This is a genomic window from Cognatishimia sp. MH4019 (genome assembly GCF_020177595.1).
In the GTDB taxonomy this organism is placed as follows: domain Bacteria; phylum Pseudomonadota; class Alphaproteobacteria; order Rhodobacterales; family Rhodobacteraceae; genus JAHTBL01.
In genome coordinates this window covers 134,846-157,892 of the sequence record NZ_JAHTBL010000006.1, presented here as the reverse complement: position 1 = coordinate 157,892, position 23,047 = coordinate 134,846, and the positions used below count along the sequence as shown (strand labels likewise).

General features: G+C 58.2%; 30 protein-coding genes, 1 tRNA gene and 1 pseudogene. All 32 read left to right on the top strand.

The features are described from left to right. Window positions 1-567, top strand: coding sequence for a DUF3486 family protein (locus KUW67_RS12305; RefSeq protein WP_224825607.1), 567 nt, complete (start codon window positions 1-3; stop codon window positions 565-567). After that, window positions 564-2,216, top strand: a complete 1,653-nt coding sequence (locus tag KUW67_RS12300; protein ID WP_224825606.1) for a hypothetical protein — start codon at window positions 564-566, stop codon at window positions 2,214-2,216. Before KUW67_RS12305 ends, KUW67_RS12300 begins: the two co-directional genes overlap by 4 nt. Next, the gene (locus KUW67_RS12295; protein WP_224825605.1) at window positions 2,216-2,398 is read left to right on the top strand and encodes a hypothetical protein; all 183 of its coding nucleotides are present in this window, start codon (window positions 2,216-2,218) and stop codon (window positions 2,396-2,398) included. The genes KUW67_RS12300 and KUW67_RS12295 overlap by 1 nt, the downstream gene beginning before the upstream one ends. 491 nt (window positions 2,399-2,889) lie before the next feature. Continuing rightward, a complete protein-coding gene (locus tag KUW67_RS12290) occupies window positions 2,890-4,458 on the top strand; it encodes a DUF935 domain-containing protein (RefSeq protein ID WP_224825604.1) in 1,569 nt (522 codons plus the stop codon). Next, the gene (locus KUW67_RS12285; RefSeq protein WP_224825603.1) at window positions 4,451-5,674 is read left to right on the top strand and encodes a phage minor head protein; all 1,224 of its coding nucleotides are present in this window, start codon (window positions 4,451-4,453) and stop codon (window positions 5,672-5,674) included. Before KUW67_RS12290 ends, KUW67_RS12285 begins: the two co-directional genes overlap by 8 nt. A 338-nt stretch (window positions 5,675-6,012) precedes the next feature. Further along, window positions 6,013-7,065 carry a phage protease gene (locus KUW67_RS12280; protein WP_224825602.1) on the top strand — a complete coding sequence of 351 codons (1,053 nt, stop codon included), beginning with the start codon at window positions 6,013-6,015 and terminating at the stop codon, window positions 7,063-7,065. A 39-nt stretch (window positions 7,066-7,104) separates the two neighbouring features. Further along, on the top strand, window positions 7,105-7,497 hold the full coding sequence (locus KUW67_RS12275; RefSeq protein WP_224825601.1) for a hypothetical protein: 393 nt from the start codon (window positions 7,105-7,107) through the stop codon (window positions 7,495-7,497). Window positions 7,498-7,542: 45 nt separating this feature from the next. Next, window positions 7,543-8,448, top strand: coding sequence for a Mu-like prophage major head subunit gpT family protein (locus KUW67_RS12270; RefSeq protein ID WP_224825600.1), 906 nt, complete (start codon window positions 7,543-7,545; stop codon window positions 8,446-8,448). Between the two features lie 79 nt (window positions 8,449-8,527). Beyond that, window positions 8,528-8,941, top strand: a complete 414-nt coding sequence (locus KUW67_RS12265; protein WP_224825599.1) for a hypothetical protein — start codon at window positions 8,528-8,530, stop codon at window positions 8,939-8,941. Window positions 8,942-9,139: 198 nt separating this feature from the next. Then, window positions 9,140-9,562: a gp436 family protein gene (locus KUW67_RS12260; protein WP_224825598.1), complete on the top strand. Its 423-nt coding sequence runs from the start codon at window positions 9,140-9,142 to the stop codon at window positions 9,560-9,562. Next, entirely contained in the window at window positions 9,562-10,041 is a 480-nt protein-coding gene (locus KUW67_RS12255) for a phage virion morphogenesis protein (RefSeq protein WP_224825597.1), read from the top strand. The genes KUW67_RS12260 and KUW67_RS12255 overlap by 1 nt, the downstream gene beginning before the upstream one ends. Next, window positions 10,038-10,574 (top strand): hypothetical protein, encoded by a 537-nt coding sequence (locus tag KUW67_RS12250; protein WP_224825596.1) that lies wholly within the window; start codon window positions 10,038-10,040, stop codon window positions 10,572-10,574. The genes KUW67_RS12255 and KUW67_RS12250 overlap by 4 nt, the downstream gene beginning before the upstream one ends. Further along, complete coding sequence (locus KUW67_RS12245; RefSeq protein ID WP_224825595.1) at window positions 10,574-11,158, top strand: phage baseplate assembly protein V; 585 nt, start codon at window positions 10,574-10,576, stop codon at window positions 11,156-11,158. Before KUW67_RS12250 ends, KUW67_RS12245 begins: the two co-directional genes overlap by 1 nt. A 10-nt stretch (window positions 11,159-11,168) precedes the next feature. Beyond that, on the top strand, window positions 11,169-11,390 hold the full coding sequence (locus KUW67_RS12240; RefSeq protein WP_224825594.1) for a hypothetical protein: 222 nt from the start codon (window positions 11,169-11,171) through the stop codon (window positions 11,388-11,390). A gap of 5 nt (window positions 11,391-11,395) precedes the next feature. After that, window positions 11,396-11,731: a GPW/gp25 family protein gene (locus tag KUW67_RS12235; protein ID WP_224825593.1), complete on the top strand. Its 336-nt coding sequence runs from the start codon at window positions 11,396-11,398 to the stop codon at window positions 11,729-11,731. Continuing rightward, on the top strand, window positions 11,728-12,759 hold the full coding sequence (locus tag KUW67_RS12230; protein ID WP_224825592.1) for a baseplate J/gp47 family protein: 1,032 nt from the start codon (window positions 11,728-11,730) through the stop codon (window positions 12,757-12,759). Before KUW67_RS12235 ends, KUW67_RS12230 begins: the two co-directional genes overlap by 4 nt. Beyond that, window positions 12,756-13,370, top strand: coding sequence for a phage tail protein I (locus KUW67_RS12225; RefSeq protein ID WP_224825591.1), 615 nt, complete (start codon window positions 12,756-12,758; stop codon window positions 13,368-13,370). The genes KUW67_RS12230 and KUW67_RS12225 overlap by 4 nt, the downstream gene beginning before the upstream one ends. Continuing rightward, on the top strand, window positions 13,363-14,088 hold the full coding sequence (locus KUW67_RS12220; RefSeq protein ID WP_224825590.1) for a hypothetical protein: 726 nt from the start codon (window positions 13,363-13,365) through the stop codon (window positions 14,086-14,088). The genes KUW67_RS12225 and KUW67_RS12220 overlap by 8 nt, the downstream gene beginning before the upstream one ends. A 1-nt stretch (window position 14,089) precedes the next feature. Continuing rightward, window positions 14,090-14,743, top strand: coding sequence for a hypothetical protein (locus KUW67_RS12215; RefSeq protein ID WP_224825589.1), 654 nt, complete (start codon window positions 14,090-14,092; stop codon window positions 14,741-14,743). Beyond that, window positions 14,730-15,092 carry a DUF1353 domain-containing protein gene (locus KUW67_RS12210; RefSeq protein WP_224825588.1) on the top strand — a complete coding sequence of 121 codons (363 nt, stop codon included), beginning with the start codon at window positions 14,730-14,732 and terminating at the stop codon, window positions 15,090-15,092. The genes KUW67_RS12215 and KUW67_RS12210 overlap by 14 nt, the downstream gene beginning before the upstream one ends. 154 nt (window positions 15,093-15,246) lie before the next feature. Beyond that, window positions 15,247-16,443: a phage tail sheath subtilisin-like domain-containing protein gene (locus KUW67_RS12205; RefSeq protein WP_224825587.1), complete on the top strand. Its 1,197-nt coding sequence runs from the start codon at window positions 15,247-15,249 to the stop codon at window positions 16,441-16,443. 34 nt (window positions 16,444-16,477) lie between these two features. Further along, window positions 16,478-16,978 (top strand): phage major tail tube protein, encoded by a 501-nt coding sequence (locus KUW67_RS12200; RefSeq protein ID WP_224825586.1) that lies wholly within the window; start codon window positions 16,478-16,480, stop codon window positions 16,976-16,978. Window positions 16,979-16,988: 10 nt separating this feature from the next. Then, window positions 16,989-17,063: transfer RNA gene (locus KUW67_RS12195), tRNA-Met, on the top strand. A gap of 47 nt (window positions 17,064-17,110) precedes the next feature. Continuing rightward, window positions 17,111-17,569, top strand: a complete 459-nt coding sequence (locus KUW67_RS12190) for a phage tail assembly protein (RefSeq protein ID WP_224825585.1) — start codon at window positions 17,111-17,113, stop codon at window positions 17,567-17,569. Window positions 17,570-17,641: 72 nt separating this feature from the next. Then, window positions 17,642-19,870 (top strand): phage tail tape measure protein, encoded by a 2,229-nt coding sequence (locus tag KUW67_RS12185; RefSeq protein WP_224825584.1) that lies wholly within the window; start codon window positions 17,642-17,644, stop codon window positions 19,868-19,870. Between the two features lie 6 nt (window positions 19,871-19,876). After that, the gene (locus KUW67_RS12180) at window positions 19,877-20,290 is read left to right on the top strand and encodes a phage tail protein (protein ID WP_224825583.1); all 414 of its coding nucleotides are present in this window, start codon (window positions 19,877-19,879) and stop codon (window positions 20,288-20,290) included. After that, window positions 20,290-20,499 (top strand): hypothetical protein, encoded by a 210-nt coding sequence (locus KUW67_RS12175; RefSeq protein WP_224825582.1) that lies wholly within the window; start codon window positions 20,290-20,292, stop codon window positions 20,497-20,499. Before KUW67_RS12180 ends, KUW67_RS12175 begins: the two co-directional genes overlap by 1 nt. A gap of 24 nt (window positions 20,500-20,523) precedes the next feature. Continuing rightward, entirely contained in the window at window positions 20,524-21,318 is a 795-nt protein-coding gene (locus KUW67_RS12170; RefSeq protein ID WP_224825581.1) for a DNA adenine methylase, read from the top strand. Window positions 21,319-21,453: 135 nt separating this feature from the next. Further along, complete coding sequence (locus KUW67_RS18505; protein WP_224825580.1) at window positions 21,454-21,672, top strand: Com family DNA-binding transcriptional regulator; 219 nt, start codon at window positions 21,454-21,456, stop codon at window positions 21,670-21,672. After that, a pseudogene (locus tag KUW67_RS18500) lies at window positions 21,626-22,111 on the top strand (DNA cytosine methyltransferase); the annotation flags it as partial. The gene KUW67_RS18505 and the pseudogene KUW67_RS18500, both read left to right, overlap by 47 nt. A 28-nt stretch (window positions 22,112-22,139) precedes the next feature. Continuing rightward, the gene (locus tag KUW67_RS18495) at window positions 22,140-22,568 is read left to right on the top strand and encodes a hypothetical protein (RefSeq protein WP_224825688.1); all 429 of its coding nucleotides are present in this window, start codon (window positions 22,140-22,142) and stop codon (window positions 22,566-22,568) included. 1 nt (window position 22,569) lies between these two features. Further along, window positions 22,570-23,046: a hypothetical protein gene (locus KUW67_RS12150; protein WP_224825579.1), complete on the top strand. Its 477-nt coding sequence runs from the start codon at window positions 22,570-22,572 to the stop codon at window positions 23,044-23,046. Window position 23,047 lies beyond the last annotated feature (1 nt).

Below are 23,047 nucleotides of genomic sequence, written 5' to 3'. Positions count from 1 at the left end.
ATGGCGGTCGCACGCCAAGGACGAGGGCGTCTGTCGTCGATTGATCTGCTTCCGGCGGAAGCGGATCATATCGTGGCATGGGCCTTCCAGGAGCTGAAAGAGCGCGACCGGACCCAAACCGAGATATGGTTCGAGTTCAATGACAAGCTGGCCGAATTGTCGCTGGGTCCCATTTCCAAATCGGCTTTCAACCGCCATTCGATCCGGCTGGCATCGATGGCACGGCGCCACGAGGAAGTGCGCGCAATCACCGCTGCGCTGACAGAGCGTCTGGACCCCAGCCAAACCGATGATCTGACGATTATGGCGGCTGAGACGATCAAGACGCTTATCTTCGAGATGATGGAAGATGGCAAAGCCGCTTCCCCGAAAAACGCTATGGAGCTGGCGCGCGCGCTGCAATCGGCGGTCAATTCCCAAAAACTGTCTGTGGACCGTAAACGAGCGATCCAGAAACAGTTTGAGAGCCAGGTCGACGACGCGATCGAGAAGATCACCGAAGAGAAAGGCCTGACAGCCGAGAAGGCCAAGTTCTTCCGCAATGAGGTCCTCGGGGTCAAGCAATGAACAAGCCTGACATCCCAGAGAATGCGAAGGCCGGTCCGCCCGTAATCGCCCGCGATCCAGACGCCTTGCCTGAAACCTTCACCCGCGGCGGTGAAATCCCCAGTGATCTGGACCCGCTTGCTGACGGCATTCTCATGGCTCACCAGCAAGCATGGCTTGCAGATACGAGCGATCTGAAACTGGCTGAAAAAGGCCGCCGCACAGGTATCACTTTCGCCGAGGCTCTGGATAGCGCCATCACAGCCGCGTCCGCCCGATCTGCCGGTGGCGACAACGTGTTCTACATCGGTGACACCAAGGACAAGGGACGCGAGTTCATTGGCTATGTCGCGCATTTCGCCAAGATCGTCTCAAAGGAGCTGGCCGAAATCGAAGAGTTCCTGTTCGAGGATGAACAGCCAGACGGCACCACCAAGAACATCTCTGCTTTCCGCATCAAGTTTGCCAGCGGCTACCGGGTTGAGGCGCTGTCATCCAACCCCGCTAACATTCGCGGCCTTCAGGGGATCGTCGTTATTGACGAGGCGGCGTTTCACAAGGACGTGCGCGAAGTCATCGATGCGGTGAACGCGTTGCTGATCTGGGGCGGCAAAGTGCGTGTCATCTCGACACACAACAGCATTCTCAATCCGTTTAACGAGCTGATCGTCGAGGCGAAGGCAGGCAAGAACCCGTTCTCGGTCCACCACATCCCGTTTGCCACCGCCGTCGAGAACGGTCTGTTCAAGCGGGTGTGCCTGATTAAGGGGCGGACGTGGACGCAAGAGGCTCAAGACGATTGGGAGGCGCTGATCCGCGGCTCTTATGGACCGCGCGTTGCGGCCATGCGCCAGGAGCTGGACGCGATCCCGGCCGAGGCAGAAGGTGCTGCCCTGACGCGTGTCCAGATCGAAGCCTGTATGGAAGACGGCATCCCGTTTGAACGGTGGACGCTCGACGATGATTTCCGCAACGCGCCCGCGGCTTTCCGGACGGCCGAAGCGCTGGATTGGTGTCGCAAGCATCTTGAGCCGGTTCTGAAATCGCTGAACCGCGACAAGCGGCACGTGATGGGAGAAGACTTTGCGCGCTCGGGCGATGCCAGCGATATCGTCATCCAAGAGATTGGGCATGATCTGGTCCGGCGCACAAAGCTGATCGTCGAGATGCGCAATGTGCCGTTCGATCAACAGCGCGAAGTTCTGTTCTACATCCTTGATCGCCTGCCACGGTTCGCCAAAGGCGCGATGGACCGAACGGGGAACGGCGCATACTTGGCCGAGGTCGCAGCACAGCGCTACGGCGAGAAGATCGTCGAAGTGTCGTTCACCCAAGAATGGTATCGGCAGGAAATGCCACCCTACATCGCGGCCTTTGGCGACGGCACGGTGGTGCTGCCGCGACACGATGATGTTTTGCAGGATCACCAGGCGCTTCAGTTCGTCGAAGGCGTGATCCGCGTGCCCAAGAATTTCCGCTTCAAGGGATCTGACGGGTTCAACCGTCATGGCGATACCGCTGTCGCGGGCGCGCTGGCTTGGTTCGCCAGCCGCCAGCCTGTCAGCACATACGAATACACCTCGGCGCATGTCGAAGAGGCAGGCGACGACTGGGGCGATCGGCGGCGTGACACTCGGGAAAACTTTCGGCGGTCCGGAGGGCTTTGGTGATGTTCGGTATTCTTTATGGCCTTCTGATTATGATCGTCGCGGTGGTGATGGCTTTGGCATTTGCACCCCATGCACGGCGCGAAGATGAGCCGACGTTGGAATGGCTTTGGGCTGTGTTGTTCGTCATAGGGATCATCACGGTGATCGGCAGCGCTTACGAATTGATTTGGGGGGCCGTCTGATGCCGCGAATGGCCAGCCGTCAGAGCGACGAAAGGTTATTGAACTGGATCAGTCGCCGTGTGGCAGGCGAACCTGCGTCTTCCATCGCTCGGGATGAAGGGGTTTGTCAGCAGAACATTTCAGGGGCCACGAACGCGGTTCGAAAGGCTGATGAAGCTGTTGAGGGCCTGTCTCTACGAGAGGAGTATTGGTGATGGATTGGTTGGTTGTGGCGCTTGTGTTTGTTCTAGGCTGGATCTTCGGGACACTGGCATCGAGGCGCGGCTCGAATGGTGCAGCTCTTGGCATCATTGCGACAATATTGGCATTCATAGGGCTGTCATGAGAGGTCTTTCGATAATCTTCGTTTTTGTGATCCTATCTTTTGCGCTCTCTTATTTGCTGCTCAAGTTTTGGGTCGTTCTCACAGGATGGCATCCCGCAACACTAACCTTTCCGGCCGCCATCATTACGATCTTGGTATGGCTGGCCGATGAGTAAGGAGACCACGAGTGGCTAATCTATCAACACGCAATTCCACGGTTCTTGGCTCTGATGGCAAGCCATTCAAAGTGGCGATGCTCACCGAAGAACAAGCACCGCCGGCCAGCACTGGTGTTCGCTCGGTTTGGACTGACAGCATCGCCGGCGGACTTGATCCGGGTAAGCTAGCGTCGCTTTTGAAAGCGGCGAATGAGGGCGACAATAACGACTTCCTGATCCTTGCCGAAGAAATGGAAGAGCGCGATGGACATTATGCGTCCGTCCTTGGCCAGCGAAAGCGTGCCGTGTCGGGTATCGAGCCGATCGTGACGCCCGCGTCCAAAGATGCCACGGACAAGGAAATTGCTGAGGCTGTCGAAGAGCTGATCGGAGAACCGCATTTTGCAGACATGATTGATGACGCTCTGGACGGGATCGCAAAGGGCTATTCCGCGATTGAGACAATCTGGGATGCGACGTCCGACCGTTGGACGCCTGCAGAATACATCCATCGCGATCCGCGGCATTTCCAGTTTGACAAGCGGACCGGTCGCCAGTTGCTGATCCGCGAAGAAGGTAACGCCGATGGCGTTGAGTTGAACCCTTACGGCTGGATCGTGCATCGCCCCAAGCTGAAGTCCGGGCTGACCGTGCGCGGCGGCATCGCGCGGATCGCGGCATGGTGCTTCATGCTGAAAGCCTACACGCTGCAAGATTGGGCCGCGTTCCTTGAGGTCTTCGGCATGCCGTTGCGCGTCGGTAAATACGACGACACCGCAAGCGCAGATGAAAAACGCGTCCTCTTGCGGGCCGTGCGCGATCTGGGATCAGACGCCGCCGCGATCATTCCCAAAAGCATGGAGATTGATTTTATCGAGGCCAAGGGTGGCCAGGGCAATGCTGTCTTTGGAGCAATGACCGAGTATCTCGACAAGCAAATGTCCAAGGCAATCATCGGTCAAACAATGACCACGGATGAAGGCTCAAGCCGGTCGCAATCGGAAACACATGACGAGGTGCGCGGTGATATCAAGCGCGCCGACGCGCGTCAGATGGCAACGACCGTCAACCGCGATCTGATCGCGCCATTCGTGGGCCTGAACTGGGGCTGGGACCGCGTGCCACCCAAAACCAGCTTCCCCGTCGAGGATGCGGAAGACATCGAGGCGCTTACGACTTCACTTGGCACGCTGGTGCCTTTGGGCCTACGGGTTGCCTCTGCGGACGTGAACAAGAAAATGGGCTTTCGGGTGCCGGACGACGATGAGCCGGTTCTGCAAATTGCCACGTCTAATGTTGTGCCTGGTCCGGGTGTTGAGAGGGCGTCACAGCTTCCGCCTGTTTGCCCGTCTTGCGGTGAACGCCATCGAGCATCGTCAGAACTGACCGAAGACGCCCTTGTGTCTGAAGCGCTCGAAAACTGGGAAGCCGATATCGGCCCGACGGTCGCGAGCATCTTGGCCGCGGCAAAGTCAGCTGACAGCTATGAGGCATTTCTGGAAGAGCTCGATACGGTTTCGCCGAATGTCGAAGCGATGACCGATCGGTTGGCCAAGCAAATGATGAAAGCGCGCGGCGACGGCGATATCGATGCCTGATCGCGTTTTCAAAGAAGCCCCCGAAGAGGTCATGCGATATTTCGATGCGAAGGGAACGCAGCCGTCCTTCGACTGGCGTGACTTTGCACCCAACGAACATGCTTTCGCGTTTACAGTCGCCAAATCCGCGGGGTTCGACATCCTGGACGATGTTCGTGCAGCGACGCGAGATGCGATTGCCAATTACACGACTTATGGTGATTTCGTTAATCAGCTCATGCCCACTTTGCGGATGAAAGGCTGGTGGGGCCGAAAGGTCGTTGATGGACCGAACGGTAAGCAACTCGTCCAATTCGGATCGTTGCGACGATTGCGCACAATCTATTGGGCGAATGTGAACACGGCGCGGGCCGCAGGTGAATGGGAGCGCATTCAGCGCACAAAGCGCGGTCTGCCCTTTCTGGTCTATGAACTGTCCGTGGCCGAACGGCGCAGGCCAGAGCATCTGCAATGGGTTGGGGTGATCCTGCCGGTCGATGACGCTTTTTGGATCACGCATTATCCCCCGAACGGATGGCTATGCCAGTGCCGGGTGCGACAGATATCACGGCGTGAGGCCGAAGTCCTTGGTTATGATGCGACCGCTGCAGCACCGCAGGTTGTGACGAGGCCCTGGACGAACAAGGTGACAGGGGAACGCTTCAATGTGCCCGAGGGGATCGATCCCGGTTGGCAAAGCAACCCAGGCGCCACACGCGCCGATAACCTGCGCCGGTTTCTGTCAGACCGCCTGGATGCCTTGCCTCAAAATGCGCGCCGCATCGCAGTCCGGGACCTTGTTGGGCAGAAACATTTTCAGGCGCTGGCAAGAGCAGAGCTGCCCTATGATGGTGCCAATGACCGATCGCCCGCGAATATCGAGCGGGGCCGCATGGCACTTCCCGTCGCGATTTTGCCCGAGCATGTCCGGAAACTGATTGGCGCGAAGACGCGGACCGTTTTGCTTTCGAACCATGACGCGCACAAGCAGGTCGGAAAGCGACCTCAGGTGGACCCGAAGGCTTATGCGATCGTTCAGCAGATGGCCGAAGGTGGAACCGTTTACGAGGATGCCACATCGGAGGTCACCTTCGCGCTGCAGATGATGATTGAGGGGGAGCCTTGGACAGGCATATTGAGGCTTACGAAAGATCAACGAGAGGTCTACCTGAAAAGTCTTCGTCGGATCCGGCCGGAGCAATTCGGCCCGACATCTCGCAACATCCCAATGGATTGAACCATCGATCATTTGATGCTATTTGTTCAACGAGGCCGAGCCATACAGAGCCGGGTATATCTCGCGAAGGGTGTTGTGACCTTCCGGCCTCAAATAACCCCCTTATAATCGATGCCGCGTCAGAGCGGTTCTAAGGCTGCTCAGGGCTTGTTCGGGGCCGCTGATGCCTGAAAACCCCCTATGGCCTTTCAAATGCTTTCAAAACGCTTTCAAAAACGATCCTGCCTGCGTATGACTGAGGCGATCCCCAACTTCTGACGAAATGGACGGCAGCACGCTCTTTTAGGTAGCGCGCGCTACCAAAGTCTGTGTTTGGGCATTCGGGCAAGACATGGCGCATGAATACGCACCTGTCGCATCTGCACCATGTTTCACATCGCACGGCTACCGCCGTAACCGAGACCTATTTTCTTGAGACCGCGTTGGCGTTCCAGGTCGCGGGGGACGGACCGACGGCCACCGCGCCGGAATGGATACAAGTCTTCCCTGCTGGACCCGAGTTGGCGACGAATGATGGTCGCTCGTTCAAGCTGAGCGATCCGCAGGCGTTCGTTGATGCGCAGCGCACCTCCGCTGGAAAACCAATCCTCGTCGATTATGACCATCTGTCATCCTTCATGCCGGAAGAAAACGGCGATCAGACGGCGGCTGGCTGGATCGAAGAACTAGAGGTTCGCGACGGCGAGATTTGGGCGCGCGTCGCCTGGACGGTCCGGGCCGCAAAGCAAATCGCCGATCGCGAGTGGCGCTTTATCAGCCCCGAATTCCGCGCACACAAGAAAACTGGCGAGGTCGCGATCCTTGACGCTGTCGCGTTGGTCAACCGACCCGCATTCGATCAGATGAAGGCCCTTGCCCGCGCAAGCGCCAGAAAAACCGGAGACACTCCCATGTTCAAAGAAATCGCTAAGGTGCTTGGTCTGTCCGACGATGCGACCGAAGAGCAAGTCCTGACCGCAATCCGCGAAAAGGATGCGGAGCTGGCGACGGCCAAGGCCTCGACCGTGACGCCCTCGACCAAGGATTTCATGCCGCGCGCCGATTATGACCGGGTTCTTGCCCGCGCCGAGGAAGCTGAAGGCAAGTTGACCAAGAGCGAAAAAGCCGCTCGCGAGAGCGAGGTTGAAACGATGATCGCCTCTGCCGTGAAGGCCAAGAAGATCGCGCCTGCATCCAAGGGCCACTACGTCGCGCTGGCCATGGCCAGTGATGCTGGTTTCGAAGAGGTCAAAAAGCTCACCGAAACCCTGCCCGAAATCGTTGAGCCGTCGAACCTGGATGACAAGACGATCAACGCGCACGGGCTGAGCGACGATGATCGCGAGATGTGCGCGATGCTTGGCGTCTCCGAAGAGGATTTCGCCAAACAGCGCGCAGCCGAAAAGGCCTGATCTCAGGCCACCCCTGACACAATCCAAAGGACCTGACACATGGCCACCAATGCAGAACGCAACACCGAAATGCGGCAAGGCGATGTTTTCGCTTACGACCTCGATGCCGCAGCGAAGATCAACAAGGGCGCTTTGGTTGTCCTAGACGCTGGCTATGCAAAGGCTGGCTTTGCCGACAACGCCGTTGTCACGGTCGGTGTTGCGATGGACAGCGCAGATGCGGCCGAGGGCGATCTGACCGTCAAGGCGCGCACTGGCACATTCAAGTTCCGCGGCGCGACCGGCGCGGATGAAATCACCCGCACCGAAATCGGCAAGGACTGCTTTGTCCTTGATGACGAGACGGTCGCGAAAACTGATGGCGGCGGCGCCCGTTCGAAGGCGGGCCGCGTGCGCGCCGTTGAGGGTGCCAGCGTCTGGATCACCATCTGATCGGGCATCGCCTGACCACACAAACCTTCTGAGAGGACCCCGCACATGCCCGTTGCAAAGCGCATCACGCGCCAAGTCATCGAACGGATGACCACTGGCTTCAAAGCCATTTTCCAAAACGCCTTCACAGCGGCCGATCCCAAATGGTCGATGATCGCGGAAAAGGTCAATTCCAACACATCCATCGAAACCTATGCCTGGCTGGCCCAAATCCCCGGCATGAAGAAATGGATCGACGAGCGCCGGATCAAACGGCTGGAAGTCGAAGCCTACACGCTGAAGAACGACAAGTTCGAGGATACAATCGCCGTCCAGCGCGAAGCGATCGAAGACGATCAGCTTGGGACGTATTCGATGGCGATCAAAGGCATGGCAACGGCCGCGGCCGAGCATCCTGAAGAGCTGGTATTCGACGCTCTCAAGGAAGGCTTCAACGTCACCTGTTTTGATGGTCAGAACTTCTTTGACACCGATCACCCGGTAATGGTGGACGGCGAAGAGGTCTCCGTTTCGAACATGCAGGCCGGTGCGGGTCCGACATGGTATCTGCTTTGCACCGTCAAGGCGGTCAAGCCGATCATCTATCAGGAGCGCATCGCGGCTGAGCTGGAAACCAAGGATGATGCCAGCAATTCCGACCACGTCTTCCTGAAGGACGAATACCTTTACGGCGTGCGGTCGCGCGGTGCCGCGGGCTATACGTTCTGGCAGTTGGCGTTTGCCTCGAAGGCACCGCTGACGGCGGCGAATTTCAAGGCAGCCCGACAAGCCATGGCATCGCTCAAAGGTGACCAGGGCCGTCCGCTGAACATCGTGCCGAACCTGCTGGTGATCCCGCCCGAGCTGGAAACCGAGGCTGAGGAAATCCTCAAGGTCAAGCGCACCGATGGCGGCAAAGACAATCCGCACTACGGCAAAGCGGAAATCCTGATGACCCCCTGGCTGAGCTAACGCAGGCCGGTTGTCAGAGCGGGCCGGTCGCGCATTCCCGGCCCGCTTCATTCAGCCGACCCCTTCAGGAGAGAGAACCATGGCCCCCAAGGCAAAAACCCAGACCGACAAGAACGACGCAAAGCCCGCCGAACCCAAGGATGCGGTTCAGGCCGCGTCCAAGGATGATCCGAAGGCAGCGCCCGCTGAGAATGTGACCGCCGCGGATGCGGGTGAGGCTACGACCAAAGAGGTAGCGAAGCTTTCGGCGGAAGTCACAAAGCAAGCATCGGCGGAAAGCCAAGCGCCTCTGCCGAGTGCCAAAACGAACGTCGAAGTCGAAGATGCCGACAAATTTGTCCTGATTTCGACCACGCACAAGAAGTCGCGCCGTCGTGCCGGTATGAGCTTCACACCCGAAGGTGTCCGTGTGGACGTGACGAAGCTGGACGCCAAGCAGAAAGAAGCGATCCAGAGCGATCCCTACCTGAAGGTGTCGCCGATCACTGAGTGAATTCCAGAGCGAAAGGAACGGTCGCGAGCCCAAGGGATGAACGGGAAGAAACAGAGACCCCGCCCTACGGTGCAGTTCTGAGTAGGCCTCTATGGGGCGAGACCATAGCGCGAAGGGTCACCCGGCGAACTGCGGTGTCTGAAGGCTTGTGATGCGGCTTGCGGGTGGTGAAAGCCCACCGCTTTTGGAGAGAATGCGATGTATGCCACCCGAGACGATATCACCGCGATCTATGGCGCTGAGTTCCTTGAGGACATCACGCCTGCTGACGTGGCTGATCCGAACGGTGCGATCGACGAAGCGTTGGCCGATGCCTCTGCTGAAATCGACGGCTATCTTTCCGCACGGTATGACCTTCCCCTTGGTGGCCAGCCGAAAGTCTTGCGCCGCCCTTGCATTGATATCGCCGCTTATGTGCTGGCGAACTCGCACACTCGCCTCACCGACAACATTGAAACCCGCTACACCCAAGCAACGGCGCTTTTGACGAAGATCAGCGATGGACGTGTCGGCCTGGGGCTTGCCGAGCCCAGTTCGGCTGTTGCGGGATCGGAGACCGGCACCACGTCGGGTGCCGACTTCACCGCACGGCCGCGGCGCTTTGGTCGGGGGCGCGGCTGATGACCAGTCTTGCCGTCGAGATGCAACTCACAGGCCTTGACCGTGCCGCCCAAGCAATTGAGCGGGTCACAGGGTTCGATCGGTTCGAACTGATGGATGTAATCGGTCGCCTTGTGCAACTTCAGACGCGACGTAGGCTCAAATCGGAAAAGATAGGCCCCAATGGAGAGTTGTGGCCACACAACCGCAAAGGCTCAGCTCCGCTTTATGCGTCGGGCGCATTGCATGACAGCATCGATTACCAGACCGGCCTTGGGCAGGTCACGATCGGATCACCGTTGATCTATGCCGCGATCCATCATTTTGGCGGCGTCATCAAAGCGAAGATCGGCAAAGCGCTGGCATTCATGGCGGGCAACAAAAAGGTCTTCGCAAAAAGCGTTACCATGCCGGCACGCCCTTATCTGGGGATCAGTCCGGCAAACGCGCGCGAGATCGAGGACGTGGTCGAGGACTTCATGCGTGAGGTGCTCAAATGAAAATTACCGATCTTCTTGAGGCGATCAAAGCCGATCTGCAAGCAACAGACAGCCTGTCTGACGCGCGTGATATCGATATCAGTCCCGGTCGCTTCAACGCCGATGAGGTGACGCGGCGGACCTTCAAGGCCCCCGCGCTGCGCGTTGCCTTTCTTGGGGCCCCCCGCACACAGCCAAAGCCAGACGCCACGCGCCGCTATGAGGCTGCGTTCGCCGTCTTCGTTTTGACCGATGGAAAAGGCCGCGCCAACGAAGGCATCGATCTGACCGAAGCCGTGGCCGAGCGGATTGAGCTCAATCGGTTTTCTGATGGTCACGGTATCGGCCTTCCCGGCAACCTGCGGATTGATGCGCTCTATTCCGGCGATCTGGATGACAAGGGGATTTCGCTGCATTCGGTGTCCTGGACCCAAGCGATAACGATTGGCACGTCCGAGGGGATTGGCGCTGCTGGGCCGTCCGATACGACGATGTCCGAGTCAATTGAGCTGAACACCGATATCGACATCACGCGCATGCCGGAGGATGTGTGATGGCGGATGTCTCAAAAATCATCGCGCGCCTACAGGGCATGATTGCCGAGGATCGCCGCAAGCTCACCAACATGGTGCGGTCTGGTGTTGTGACCGCGGTCGATCCTGCGAACCAGCGTGTCAAGGTAGACGTCGGTGATGACGGTAGCCCGTTGATTACGCCCTGGATCAGATGGACTGAGCGTGCCGGCGCGCGCAAGACTTGGAACCCGCCAAGCGTCGGCGAACTGATGACCGTTCTGGCGCAAGGGGGCGAACTGGACGAGAAGGCGCTCGCGGTGCATGGCGGCTTCACCGATCAGAACGCGGCACCCACGGCAGATGGGGATGCTTTCGCGTTCACACTCGGATCCGTCACCGTCACGGTGATCGATGACAGCTCAATGATTGAAGTGGCTGGAACATCCGTCGAAATCACGAATGACAAGATCGAGGCGAATGTCGGCGGCGTCACAATCGAAATCACCGATGCTGGTGTCGCGATTACTAGTGGCGAGATCACCCATAACGGCACCGATATCGGCGACACCCACAAGCATAGCGGGATCGTTCCCGGAAACGCCAACACCGGCACCCCAGTCTAAGGAGACGAACATGGCTGAGACGACCAAGAAACCCGACCCCAAACTGCAAAAGCATGACTATGTGCTGCAAACCAACTCGTGGATCGGGCCGCACCTGAAGGAGAAGGGCGATGTCGTCCAGATGACTGACGACGAGGCGCGCTATTATGTGCCGCATGTCTTGCAAAAGAAGTCCGACGTGAGCCCCTTGCAGAAGTCCGCGCCCGCCAAGACGTCGAAGCCTAAAGACTAAGGTCCATGGCTGGGATGTGTCGGCATACCGGGCGTCGCCTTGAGGGATGGGATCATATCGCCCAATCCCTCGAGGTGATTTTCACAACGCGGATCAACACCCGCGTTGAGCGGCGGGCCTTTGGCTCTGTCGCGCCAGATCTACAAGATCGGCCCGGCAATGACGAAACTGTTCTGAGCCACTTTGTGTCTATTGCCGAGGCCCTTGATGCTTTTGAGCCGCGCGTTGAGCTCAATGGGTTTCGCCTGGCTGAAATCGACGCGGGCGGCAACGGGCGTATCGAAGTGGATGTGACGGTTCGTGCGACGGGTGTTCAAAACACGATCGGAGTGTCGGTATGAGCCGCTTTTCTGCTGTCAATCTGGCCTCGCTTGAACCGCTCTCTGTTCTTGAGGAGCTGAACTTCGAGGATGAACTGGCGCTTCTCAAAGAGCGCCTGTTGCGGCGCGCCGAAGACAAGGGCCTTGATCTGTCCGAGGTAATCAACCTCGAAAGCGACCCTCTTCATGTCAATCTTGAAGCGTTCGCTGAACGGATCGTCCAGCTCAAGGCCGAAGGCAACGATCAGAAAAACGCGCTGACCCTGGCATTCGGCCAAGGGGCTGAACTGGACCACATCGGTGCCACCTACTACGGTGCCGGTCGGTTGACGGTCCAAGCCGGTGATCCGGACGCGATCCCACCAGTAGATGAAGTGCTCGAAAGCGACGCTGACTATCGGCCGCGCCTCGCCCTTGCCCCGGAAGCTTATACGACCGCGGGCACAGAGGGGTCCTACATCTATCATGCGCTTGAACTGGATGGCCGACGTGACATTGCGGATGTCGTGCCGCTTTGTATGGAAGATCAGGCAACCTACAGCGCGGGTCTTTTCTCGGACCTGCACACAATTGGAAAGGCTTTATTTGCAGCACCTGTCCGCGCAAATGGCGATCCTGTAGGCCCAGCGGAAATCCTATTGTGCATTTTGGCCACCCGCGAATACGGCTTAGCAGATCAAGCTCTGTTGGACCGGGTTGTTCAAGCAATCTATCCCGTCCGTCCTTTGAACGTGCCATTGCGTGCTGAGCCCGCGGCGCTCCACACATACACGATTGAAGCCACACTTTATGTTGCGCCGGGTTCCGATTTGGTGGCGATCGAAGCGGCGGCGATGGCGGCGGCGCTCGAGCATCGCGATAAGCGTCGGCGCATTGGAGCGAAAGTGCAGCGGTTTGGGTTAGGTGCGGCTATGAAGGTTCCTGGCGTCGAGGAACTGACGCTGACGCAACCTGCCCAAGACATTGATCCAGGCTCAAAGGGATATGCCGATAGCTTGGTCGATCCCGTCATCACTGTCGAACATCTGCCCGAAGGCTGGCGCCCATGACCATCGAACAACTGGTCAGCGGTCTTCTCCCATCGAACGCGACAAAGCTGGAACGTGCTTTGGTCGAAACCGCGTTTGAGCGGCTCGAGGACGTTGGTATCTGCTTCGACACACTTTGGAACCCGATGGCTTGCCCTAAAGAGGTTCTGCCACATCTGGCCTTCGCGCTTTCCGCGGATGAGTGGGACCCCGAATGGCCAGAGGCGGTCCAGCGCAACTACCTCAAGGAATGGCCTTCGATCGTGCGCCGCAAAGGCACCTTGCCGATCATTAAGCGCGCGCTGGAAGTGGCGGGTTATGGTGATGCGATCATAACCGAGGCTTTCCAATATCCCCGGATCGGAGGTGCACCCGCTTTAGGTGATACCTGGCGCCTGGGGCCGGATGGCTCGGTCCATTGGGCCGACTACTGGATCGAAGTCACACGACCGATCACTCTGCGCGCAGCGCGCCGTCTTGGCAGCATCGTTCGTGCGGTTGCCCCTAAGCACTGCCGGTTGCGGGCGATTACCGTGCGCGGCGTTCAATACACAATTGGCGACAACCTCTGGCCCATTGGCGACGAAATCGCCCTTGGCGCCAGCTATCATTGGGAGGCCTTGAATGCCTGATTTTGATCCCGACAACATGACCTATCTCGTAGACGATCCTGCTTGGGAAGATAGCATTTTCAAACTCGAGAATGGCTACCTTCCGACAGGTGGCGATGTAACACCTGCTGGTGGTGGGACAATGAACCGTCAGGCGCAGGGACTGGCCAATCGCACTACCCACAACCGCGCTGCCATCGTCGCGCTGCAGCAGGCTGTCGCAAACGGTCTGACACAAGCCGATCTGGATGCTGCAATCGCCGGTCTTGTGGATGGCGCACCCGGTGCGCTGGACACCTTGAAAGAGCTTGGTGACGCCTTCGGTAATGATCCTGATTTCGCGGCGACCGTAACCCAGTCGCTGGCAGGGAAGCTGTCGCAGGCGGACGTTGATGGGGGTGCAATCGACGGTCGTTTTTATCGCAAAGATGAATGGTCAGGCGGTTTTGGTGCGACAGGCTGGCAGCGCTTTCCATCGGGTCTGATTATGCAATGGGGCGCGTCTGCGACAGCGAGCAATTACACCTATATCACCTTCCCTCTGGCGTTTCCGAATGGCTGTCGGTCCGTGACCGCGACCCATGACTTCGTCACGTATGCCACCAATTTGCACCTTGTGATGATGGCGGGCTCTATCACCAACACACAAGCGGTGTTTCGCGGAAACATCAACGGTGATGGCGCAGCGCTTGGCCAACTTTCATCTGCGCCCTTCTGGTGGCTGGCAATCGGAGACTGACATGACAATGCTTTTTTCAGCGCAAACCAAAGGTTTTTACAGCCGTGCAGTTCACGGGGATCAAATTCCAGGCGACGCCGTCGAATTGGATGATGCCACTTACGCAGAGCTCCTCGAAAATCAGCGAGAGGGCTTTACGATTGAGGGGGACACCAATGGCCAGCCCATTGCCGCGCCACAAGCGCCCCGTGACATTTCGGAACTGAAAGACGACACAAAAGCATTTTTCAAGAGCAACGCAGAGGCCACAATCTGGAAGCTCGCAGGCGATCCGTCAGAGAGTGAGCGGCAATCATGGCCAGAGAAGAAGCCCGCTGCGCTGGCTTTTCTGAAAGATGGCACTCCGTTGGATCGGATGCTCTTCGTCCGCGACTTCGCCAAGGGTCGGACGGAGGCCCAAATCGCCGAACGCGTCATGCTGCGCGCCCGACTTTACAAAGCGCTGAAGGCGGCGGCAGACGTAATTGCCGATGCCTCTAGCAATGCACTTGAAGCGGCGGAGGATCACGCTGCCGTCGACGCGATCCGCGCAAACTTCGAGGCGGCAGTCGCCGCGCGGACCGCTCAGTTTCAAGCCGTGCAACAGGCCGCCCTAACGGGTGACCGTGCGCCCTTGGAAGCGGCAGAGGCGGAGATCAGCGGTGGCGGAGCCTGATACAAGCTGGTGCGCGCCTGGAACCTGGCGCGACTACCGGACTGAACGCGTTATGCGCTGGGACCTGCTTTGGAAGGGATCGCCGCACACGGTGGTGGTGGAATCGGGACGCGAGTTCGAAAGTTCGGTTCCACGCCTTGCGCGTTGGGTCTGGTCGCCTGACGATCCGTTCTATCTGCGTGCAGCTTTGTTCCACGACGTCGCAATCGAAAGTGGCGCTCGCCACTTCGAGGCCGACATGCTTTGGGCCACCATTGCGATATCAGACGGTGCGCCGATCTTGCGGACGGCCATGGCCTATCTGGGGATGTTGGTGCGGCGATCCTGGCTGTGGTTGGTTCACCGATAATTCTTGGCCGATTGCCTCGGTCCGTGTATGTCACGGGTATTCCCGAAAACTGATCCCCTTATGGTAGCGCGCGCTACCATAATCGCCTGCCTACGCGTGTGAAAAAACGGCTTCATCACATGAACGATGCGTTCTCGACGGATGGAGCAAGCACATGCAACCGGCTTTTCACAAAGGCATTGGGACTTTTGAGAACCTGAAGGGCGGTCGCCCGGTTCAGGTCGCACAGGCGTCAACCGTCGCCTTTGTGTTCACCGCGCCTGACGCGGACAATACCAAGTTCCCGCTGAACGAACCGCTGGGGCTGATCGGCGGGTCCGAGCTTTTGGACGGTATGGGCGAAACCGGCACAGGCCCTGATATCATCAGCCAGATCACCGCCGAAGGCACCGGCATGAACGCCATCGGGGTTCGTGTTGAAGAAGGCGCTGACTTCGATGCCACGCTTGCCAATGTCGTGGGTGCGGCTGGTCCGCAAACCGGCGTGCATGCCATCAAGGCCGCGCAGTCCGAGCTCGGTCTTTCGCCCCGTCTGATGTTGGCGCCGGGTTTCACATCCCAGCGCGTGGATAATGGTCGTAATCCGGTCGTGGCCGAGATGCTTGGCATTGCAACACGGCGTCGCGGCATGATCTTTGCCGATGGCCCGAACACCACCAAGGAAGCTGCGCTTCAGTATCGTGAGGACTGGGGTTCCGAGCGCATCTACATCACCGATCCCGCCGTCAAGGTGTTCCGCGGGGGCCAGACGCTTGTAAAGCCGTCCAGCGCCTCTGTGGCAGGGATCACCCTGCGCGTTGATCGCACCCTCGGCCCGAACCATTCGCCGTCGAACCATGAGTTCTTTGGCATCACAGGTGTCGCGCGTCCTGTCGAATACTACGATGGCGATCCTGATACCGAAGCTGACTATCTGACCCGCAACCAGATCGCGACGATCGTGCGCGACAATGGTTTCCGTCTCTGGGGCAACGAGACCGCCTGGACAGAGCCGTTGAACAAGTTTTTCCCGGTGGTTCGCGTTCACGACATCATCATGGACAGCGTCGCAGCCGGTCACAAAGCGTTCCGCGACAAGCCGTTCTCGTTGCAGCTTCTGGTCGATATTGCAGAAACCGTAAACGGGTTCCTTCGCCAGATGCGCGCCCGCGGCTGGACGCTTGGCTACGATGTCTGGATCGATCCTGCGCTGAACACGAAAGAGACCTGGGTCAATGGTGATCTGTTCGTGTCCTATGACGCCGAAGCGCCCGCACCGCTTCAGCGCCTGATCTTCCAGTTCAACCGCAACACCGGCTACTACGATGAACTTGCTCGTGATGCCATCAGTGAGATCAACCGGCTGAGCTAAGCCTTCAGATCGTCACCCACAGGAGAAATTGACGATGCAAATCCAACGCAAATTCAACTGCTTTGTTGCGGGCGTCTCGCAGCACCTGATCGTTGAAGGCTGCACGCCGCCTCAGGTGAAGGATGTCTACGAGGAGGTCAAGGCCGGTGGTCTTATTGGGGCGGTTGATGTCGCTCTTGGTCTCGCGAAAATGGAAGCTGGTATCAAGGTGAACGCCCGCGAGAAGTATCTGATGAAGCAGGTGGGGATGCTGCCAGGCAAGCGTCTCGACATCACGCTGCGGTCTGTTGATCTGTCCGAAATCGATGGCAGTCAGCAAAACGAAGTCATCTCGTTCGATGGTCGGCTCAACGCGGAATATGCAGGTTGGGAGGCGCAGTCGGTCCTCAAGGATGAATATAAGATCGGGTCGATCTTTTATTACAAGCACCTGATCGACGGCGAAAAAATCCATCACATCGATCAGTTGAACCACATCTTGATCGTCGATGGCGTGGACCTGTCCGCAGAGCTGCGCAACGGCATGGGCCTCTAGCCCACCTGAGTGCGGGGTAGAGCAGCGGTAGCTCGTCAGCCTCATAAGCTGAAGGTCGCGGGTTCAAGTCCCGCCCCCGCAACCAAAACCCAGAGCGTCCCAAATGGGGCGCTTAACATCCAAGGAAAACCGATGACCGAGAATGCGACACGCCCAACCGTAGAATTCGCGCCCGGAGGTCCCGAGCGGTTCCGTGCAGTTCCTTTGACCTACCCATTGCTGGTGGACGGCGAGCCGTTGAACAGCGTCACAGTTCGTCGCCTGAAGGGCCATGAGGTTCGGGAGCTGCAAGAGGGGGTCGATGATGCTGGCCTCAATTTCGATAAGATGATCCAGTCATTTACGGATCAGCCGCAATATGTGCTGGACGCGCTGGACCAGGACGACTTTGCCGAGGTTGCGGAGACCGTCATTGATTTTTTGCCGGTGAAGCTGCGCAACGAGATGGAGAACGCTCGGGCGCAGTTGGAAGAGATGTTGCAGCAGCGCATGCAGGAGGAAGCGGGCGGCCAAAGCGATCTATCGCCCCTTGGCGCTCAGTCCTCACCGACGTCGCGTATGCCTTCAAATGGAGCGAACGAGACCTCCTAGGCATGTTCTGGGATGATCTGCTTGGCTACCATGCGGAAGTCGGGCGCATCTATAAACAGATGGGGATGACAGATGGGCGGGGGTGATCTGAGCTTTTCGATGCTGATCCGCCTGATGGATCAGTGGTCCGCCCCCGCTGACAAAATTCGCCAATCCATGCGCAATATGTCTCAGGGCGCCCGCGATATGCGGCGCGAGATGGGGCGCAAGATCACCACCGGATTTTCCGCAACTGAAATCGAAGCGGCGATGTCAAGAAGCGAACGCCGCGTTTCGGATGCACGCGGGAGGTTGATGGGCGCCGCCGCAATGGCAGTTACCTTGGGTGCGCCTGTGGTTGCGGCTGGTAACTTCGAAGAGCGGCTGATCGATTTCGCAAACTTGGCAGAAATCGGCTCGGATCGCGCTGCCGAGCTTGATCGCCAGCTAGATCAGCTACGCCTCTCAACCGGCCAGTCCAAGTTGCAACTTCTGGACGGGCTTGAGGCCTATGTCGGCAAAGGTATGGGGCTGGACGAGGCGATCGCCGGCATGGAAGCGACGGGCCGCGCGGCGAAGGCCACCAAGTCGGCCATGAACGAATTGGCGAACTCCGGTTTTGCCGTCATGGACAACCTAGACGTTTCGCCAGACGAGTTGCGCAAGGCCTTCGACATTATGGCGAAGTCTGGCAAGGAAGGGTCCTTCGAGCTGGCCGCTATGGCGCGCAAGTTTCCTGAGATCACCGCAGGTGCAAAGTCATTGAAGATGGAAGGCGTAGATGCCGTCGCCTCTTTGTCGGCTGCACTGCAAATCGCGATGAAGTCAGCCGGTTCTGAGGATCAGGCCGCGACCAACATGACCAACTTCCTTGGCAAGATCACGGCGACCGACACCGTGAAGAAGTTCAAGGAAGCTGGTGTTGATATCGAGAAAGAGATGCAAATCGCGCTTTCGCGCGGCGCCGATCCGATGCTGCACATGCTGCAGGTGATCGAAAAGATGACCGGCGGCAATGCGTTTAAGATGGGCGAGCTCTTCGCCGACAAACAGGTTCTCGATTTCCTGCGCGCGATGATCCCGAACCTAGAAGAGTATCAGCGGATCAAGGCCGAAGCCTTGGGCGCAGATGGCGTCATCGATGCCGATTACGAGCGGGTGATGAAGGGCTTTAACGAAGGCTTCCGACAGCTCAAGAATTCGGTCACATCACTTCTAGGTGCATCCGGCGCGCTGTTGCCGGTCATCACGGATATTATGAACGAAGTGCGTTTTGGGGTGGATGCCGTCGCAGCCTGGACATCGGCCAATCCAGAGCTGACAGCGACAATCGTCAAAGGCACGGCCGGTTTGTTAGCGTTCGGGATCGCGTCACGCGTGGTCAGCTTCGGTTATGCCCTAATGTTCGACGGCGCACTCCGGACGGCCGCGATGTTCCTGAAGTTTGATAAATCGGGCAAGAATATCTCCGTAATGGCGCGCTCGGCACGGCTGGCGGGCCGGTCATTTCGTGGCCTTTACCGTGGTGGCCGCGGCCTTGCGCGGATGATGCGCACGCCGTTGAAATGGGCGATTGTTCCGCTGCGTTGGACGGCGGGGATGATCCCTGCGCTCCCGTGGCGTCGCCTTGCCGGGATGCTGAGCTGGCGAACCCTCATTAAAGCAGTTCTTTGGAGCAGCCGCTTTATTTCGCCGATTGGATGGGCTCTTCTTGCAGGCACGTTGCTTTGGAAGAAACTCATCGTGCCACTTGGTTGGGACGATTTTATTTACGAAATCGACTGGAAGAAGTTTCTCTCCTTCGAGTGGGTCAATGAGCTCCCCAAATGGAAGTGGCTGGCGATCATAGGAGGGCCGATCACCTGGGGCACCTATCTGCTGTTCAAATGGACCGATGTGTTGCCGACGTGGGATTGGGGTGCCATTATCCCGGACTTCAATCTGGGTCAGATCTTTAAAGCAGGCGGCTTGAGCGATCAAGAGCGCGCGGATCGCGACCTAAGCGGGCGCAATCGCCTCCGCATACGGACACCTCAGGATAGTCTTGAAAACGCTCTTGCAGAGGGACGAAGCCGACCGACCTCCGCGCCTTTAGGTGGGCCATTCGCCTACGGCACTAGCCAACCCAATGTGCAGGTCGAAAGCAGGTTCGAGGGCAACACAAAGCTGGATGTTGCCGTCAAAGTGGACATGCCGATTTCGATCCGGCGCGAGCAAGCCGTCAACAATGCGCAGATAGCCAAAGATGCAGGTCGGCGCGCCGGTTCTGAAACAGAGCGTGCCGTGCGTCGCAGCCTTGATGACGCCGCGAACGTGGAATGATCTGATATGCTTTTTGCCCTTGGACCCTTTTTCATCACCCTGACAACACAAGCGTTAGAGCGCCTTGAGGATCGCGAGGGCGCGCGGATCGCCACGATGGACCGCGCCGGCACGATGCCGACAAAACAGTTCCTTGGTCCGGGCGACCGCACGATCACGCTGGATGCGGTCATCTATAAAGAAGTTCTATCGCCCGGTGGGCCCGCACAGATCGAGCTCATGCGGCTTTGGATGCGCACCGGGCGCCGCTTGCCGTTGATTTCGCGCTCGGGCCATTTCTATGGCTTCTATCTGATTGAAGAACTGGCGGCTGAGAAGACCCATGTGCTGCCGAACGGCACGTTCCAGAAGATCACCACTCAGATCACACTGACCCGCGCGCCCGCGGGATATTCGATCTTCGGCATTCAGGTGTTTTGATGGCGCAAGTTCTTCCCCTTTTTGCAGCACCCGAGATTAGTCGATTGGATCAGTTGAACGCGCAGCGCGTCGCACTGTCGGGGCGGATCGAAAAGCTGGCGCCGAAATCACACAAGGCCATCGCGTTGCGCGCGCGGCTGGCGGAGCTGACGAACGAGGCGTTGGCTTTGGAGTGCCAGCTCCATAACGGAGCTGATAGCGATGGATAAAGCCGCCTACTCAGGGATGCCGGCATGTATCGCCAAAACGTGCGATATCCGATTCCGCCATCGTCAGCTCTGCGCTGTGCGGCCGAGATCGTCAGAAGTGGCGAGGCTTCAGGCGCAATGACGTATCCAGGCGGCAAAAACGCGGCGGGCGCCTATCAGCGGATCATCAATCACATGCCCCCGCACAAGACCTATATCGAGGCATTCCTTGGCTCTGGTGCGGTTCTGCGGAACAAGCGCCCAGCAGAGCGCAACATCGGCATTGATCGAAGCCTAGATGCGCTGGATTTATGCCTTGATCTCGCGGGCGAGAAGGGTCGCGAATTTCGGCTTCTGGATGGCGATGCGCTCAAGCTGCTGCCCTCGCTCAAGGCGATGGTGTCCGATTCCGTTTTGATCGAGCAACCCGACACCCTGGTCTATGCCGATCCGCCTTATCTGATGGAGACGCGGAAGGGTGGAGAGCTGTATGACTTCGAAATGGATGATGCGGCTCATAAGGAGCTGCTGACGATCCTGTCCGACGCTCGCTGCATGGTGATGATCTCCGGGTACCGCAGCGCTCTTTATGACGATGCTCTGCGCCGCTTCACCCGCGTCGATTACCTCGCCCAGACACGTCATGGGCGCGTCCCTGAAAGCCTCTGGATGAATTTCCAGCCACCAGTCGCTCTGCACGATTACAGCCACCTCGGCGACAACTACCGAGAGCGGGAACGCATCAAACGCAAGAAGGCGCGATGGGCGGCGAAGATCGGCAAGATGGATCGTCAGGAACGGCTGGCGATTATGGAGGTGCTGTCCAACCAAACCGATTAACGGAAGGCCGAAGGGCGCGGAAACGCCCCTCGGCACGGGGCCAAATTCTCACACCCAACCCCGCCGACCAGAATACACCTTATGGCCGCTTCCACCCTTCGCGAAGGGACGGCCAAATTGAGGTGAGTCGCCCAGATGAGGCAAGAGGAAATAAGATGCACGCATTGTGCAAAACTGCTATTCAAGATGGAGCCGGATGGGCTGGTTGGCGTGTTGTCAATCAAATGCCCGCGTTGCCGGAACATCAATGTATTGAGGCCCGTTCGCACAGATCGGCAGAGCCCCGAACCAGAGCGCCACGAGTGCGATGGAAAGGAGGCCTCATGTGGCTTTTCATCCCGGACGAGAAGATGACTTCCGAGGCATTAGCCTTTGTTCAGGCGTCGGAGGTCTCGACCTCGGACTGCACATTGCCGAACCCCGATATCGAACTGTGTGTTTTGTCGAGCGAAACAGTTTCGCCGCGTCCGCTCTCGTGGCGCGGATGGCGGACACGTCCCTGGCACAGGCACCTGTGTGGGACGATCTCAAAACCTTCGACGGCCGCCCATGGCGCAACCGCGTTCATATCCTCACTGCCGGTTATCCCTGCCAACCGTTCTCGCTCTCCGGCCTTAGGCTTGGCCAGAACGACCCCCGCCACCTATGGCCGGACGTCGCGCGCATCACGGCCGAGGTCGCGCCCGAATGGGTCTTCTTCGAAAATGTGCCAGGGCATCTTACCCTTGGCCTGCAAGACGTCACCCGAGACCTTCAGGAGCTGGGCTACCAAGTTGCAGCGCGCGTCGTATCAGCGGCGGAAGTCGGCGCATCGCATACCCGTGAAAGGGTCTTCATTCTGGCCCACGCCGACTTTCAAGGGGTCGGGCAATCGCGCAGCGCTTCAGGGCAGCCAAGCGGGCATTCAGTTCAAGACCGATTTAAACCAGGTCGGCACCCAGATCGGGATCAAGAATGCAGCCAGCGCGTGGACCCTGATGTGGGACATGCTGCTGGCGGCGGGTTGGACACCTCAACCGTTCCGATCTTCCCACCCGTTCCGAGTGATTTTGCTGAGTGGGGAAAAATACTCGAGCGCGCCCCTCGGCTTAAACCCTGCATTCACGGACTGGATGATGGGCTGGCCTTCGGGCTGGACCGATCCTCTGCGGCCGGTAACGGAGTGGTCCCGTTGGCTGCGGCACATGCGTATTGCGCTTTGCGAGCTGAACTCGGAAGATGACCACCTTAGGAACCTTTTGGAGAGTTGATATGCGCTGTTTGGCAATTGCACTTTGTTTGAACTTAGGGTCGCCCGCTTTTGCTGACCCTATTTCTGACTGTATCGCAGAAAACGTCGTAGCCTCAGTTGCATTTCAAGAGTTCTATTCAGCTGGTGTCGAATACGAGTTGACCCTGACAAACGATCTCTCAATCCCGATTGGCGGTCTTGTTCTTGGTTACGAACTATGGGCTGACGGACGCCCGCTGCCAATTGCTTACGGGCATTGGGGTGAGTTTCGAATTATCGATGGCGGCCTGCTTTCAGGTGAAACCACACAGTTCGATGTGTATGTTGTGATGGCTGAACGCGAATTGAAGTTAGCCACCGAGGCACCGGAACTGCGACTTGAGCTATTTGTCGAGAACGCCGCCGATATTGATCTGCGGCCCCTCGGTCCAAGAAAAAATCCGTTTCGTGGTTGGCAGAACGAGGTCATCAGCCCAGAGGCTTGTCAGCCAATTTAAT

Coding starts and splice junctions, on each gene's coding strand:
- KUW67_RS12305 (WP_224825607.1), top strand. CDS start 1: ATGGCGGTCGCACGCCAAGGACGAGGGCGTCTGTCGTCGATTGATCTG.
- KUW67_RS12300 (WP_224825606.1), top strand. CDS start 564: ATGAACAAGCCTGACATCCCAGAGAATGCGAAGGCCGGTCCGCCCGTA.
- KUW67_RS12295 (WP_224825605.1), top strand. CDS start 2,216: ATGTTCGGTATTCTTTATGGCCTTCTGATTATGATCGTCGCGGTGGTG.
- KUW67_RS12285 (WP_224825603.1), top strand. CDS start 4,451: ATGCCTGATCGCGTTTTCAAAGAAGCCCCCGAAGAGGTCATGCGATAT.
- KUW67_RS12280 (WP_224825602.1), top strand. CDS start 6,013: ATGAATACGCACCTGTCGCATCTGCACCATGTTTCACATCGCACGGCT.
- KUW67_RS12275 (WP_224825601.1), top strand. CDS start 7,105: ATGGCCACCAATGCAGAACGCAACACCGAAATGCGGCAAGGCGATGTT.
- KUW67_RS12270 (WP_224825600.1), top strand. CDS start 7,543: ATGCCCGTTGCAAAGCGCATCACGCGCCAAGTCATCGAACGGATGACC.
- KUW67_RS12265 (WP_224825599.1), top strand. CDS start 8,528: ATGGCCCCCAAGGCAAAAACCCAGACCGACAAGAACGACGCAAAGCCC.
- KUW67_RS12260 (WP_224825598.1), top strand. CDS start 9,140: ATGTATGCCACCCGAGACGATATCACCGCGATCTATGGCGCTGAGTTC.
- KUW67_RS12255 (WP_224825597.1), top strand. CDS start 9,562: ATGACCAGTCTTGCCGTCGAGATGCAACTCACAGGCCTTGACCGTGCC.
- KUW67_RS12250 (WP_224825596.1), top strand. CDS start 10,038: ATGAAAATTACCGATCTTCTTGAGGCGATCAAAGCCGATCTGCAAGCA.
- KUW67_RS12245 (WP_224825595.1), top strand. CDS start 10,574: ATGGCGGATGTCTCAAAAATCATCGCGCGCCTACAGGGCATGATTGCC.
- KUW67_RS12240 (WP_224825594.1), top strand. CDS start 11,169: ATGGCTGAGACGACCAAGAAACCCGACCCCAAACTGCAAAAGCATGAC.
- KUW67_RS12235 (WP_224825593.1), top strand. CDS start 11,396: ATGGCTGGGATGTGTCGGCATACCGGGCGTCGCCTTGAGGGATGGGAT.
- KUW67_RS12230 (WP_224825592.1), top strand. CDS start 11,728: ATGAGCCGCTTTTCTGCTGTCAATCTGGCCTCGCTTGAACCGCTCTCT.
- KUW67_RS12225 (WP_224825591.1), top strand. CDS start 12,756: ATGACCATCGAACAACTGGTCAGCGGTCTTCTCCCATCGAACGCGACA.
- KUW67_RS12220 (WP_224825590.1), top strand. CDS start 13,363: ATGCCTGATTTTGATCCCGACAACATGACCTATCTCGTAGACGATCCT.
- KUW67_RS12215 (WP_224825589.1), top strand. CDS start 14,090: ATGACAATGCTTTTTTCAGCGCAAACCAAAGGTTTTTACAGCCGTGCA.
- KUW67_RS12205 (WP_224825587.1), top strand. CDS start 15,247: ATGCAACCGGCTTTTCACAAAGGCATTGGGACTTTTGAGAACCTGAAG.
- KUW67_RS12200 (WP_224825586.1), top strand. CDS start 16,478: ATGCAAATCCAACGCAAATTCAACTGCTTTGTTGCGGGCGTCTCGCAG.
- KUW67_RS12190 (WP_224825585.1), top strand. CDS start 17,111: ATGACCGAGAATGCGACACGCCCAACCGTAGAATTCGCGCCCGGAGGT.
- KUW67_RS12185 (WP_224825584.1), top strand. CDS start 17,642: ATGGGCGGGGGTGATCTGAGCTTTTCGATGCTGATCCGCCTGATGGAT.
- KUW67_RS12180 (WP_224825583.1), top strand. CDS start 19,877: ATGCTTTTTGCCCTTGGACCCTTTTTCATCACCCTGACAACACAAGCG.
- KUW67_RS12175 (WP_224825582.1), top strand. CDS start 20,290: ATGGCGCAAGTTCTTCCCCTTTTTGCAGCACCCGAGATTAGTCGATTG.
- KUW67_RS12170 (WP_224825581.1), top strand. CDS start 20,524: ATGTATCGCCAAAACGTGCGATATCCGATTCCGCCATCGTCAGCTCTG.
- KUW67_RS18505 (WP_224825580.1), top strand. CDS start 21,454: ATGAGGCAAGAGGAAATAAGATGCACGCATTGTGCAAAACTGCTATTC.
- KUW67_RS12150 (WP_224825579.1), top strand. CDS start 22,570: ATGCGCTGTTTGGCAATTGCACTTTGTTTGAACTTAGGGTCGCCCGCT.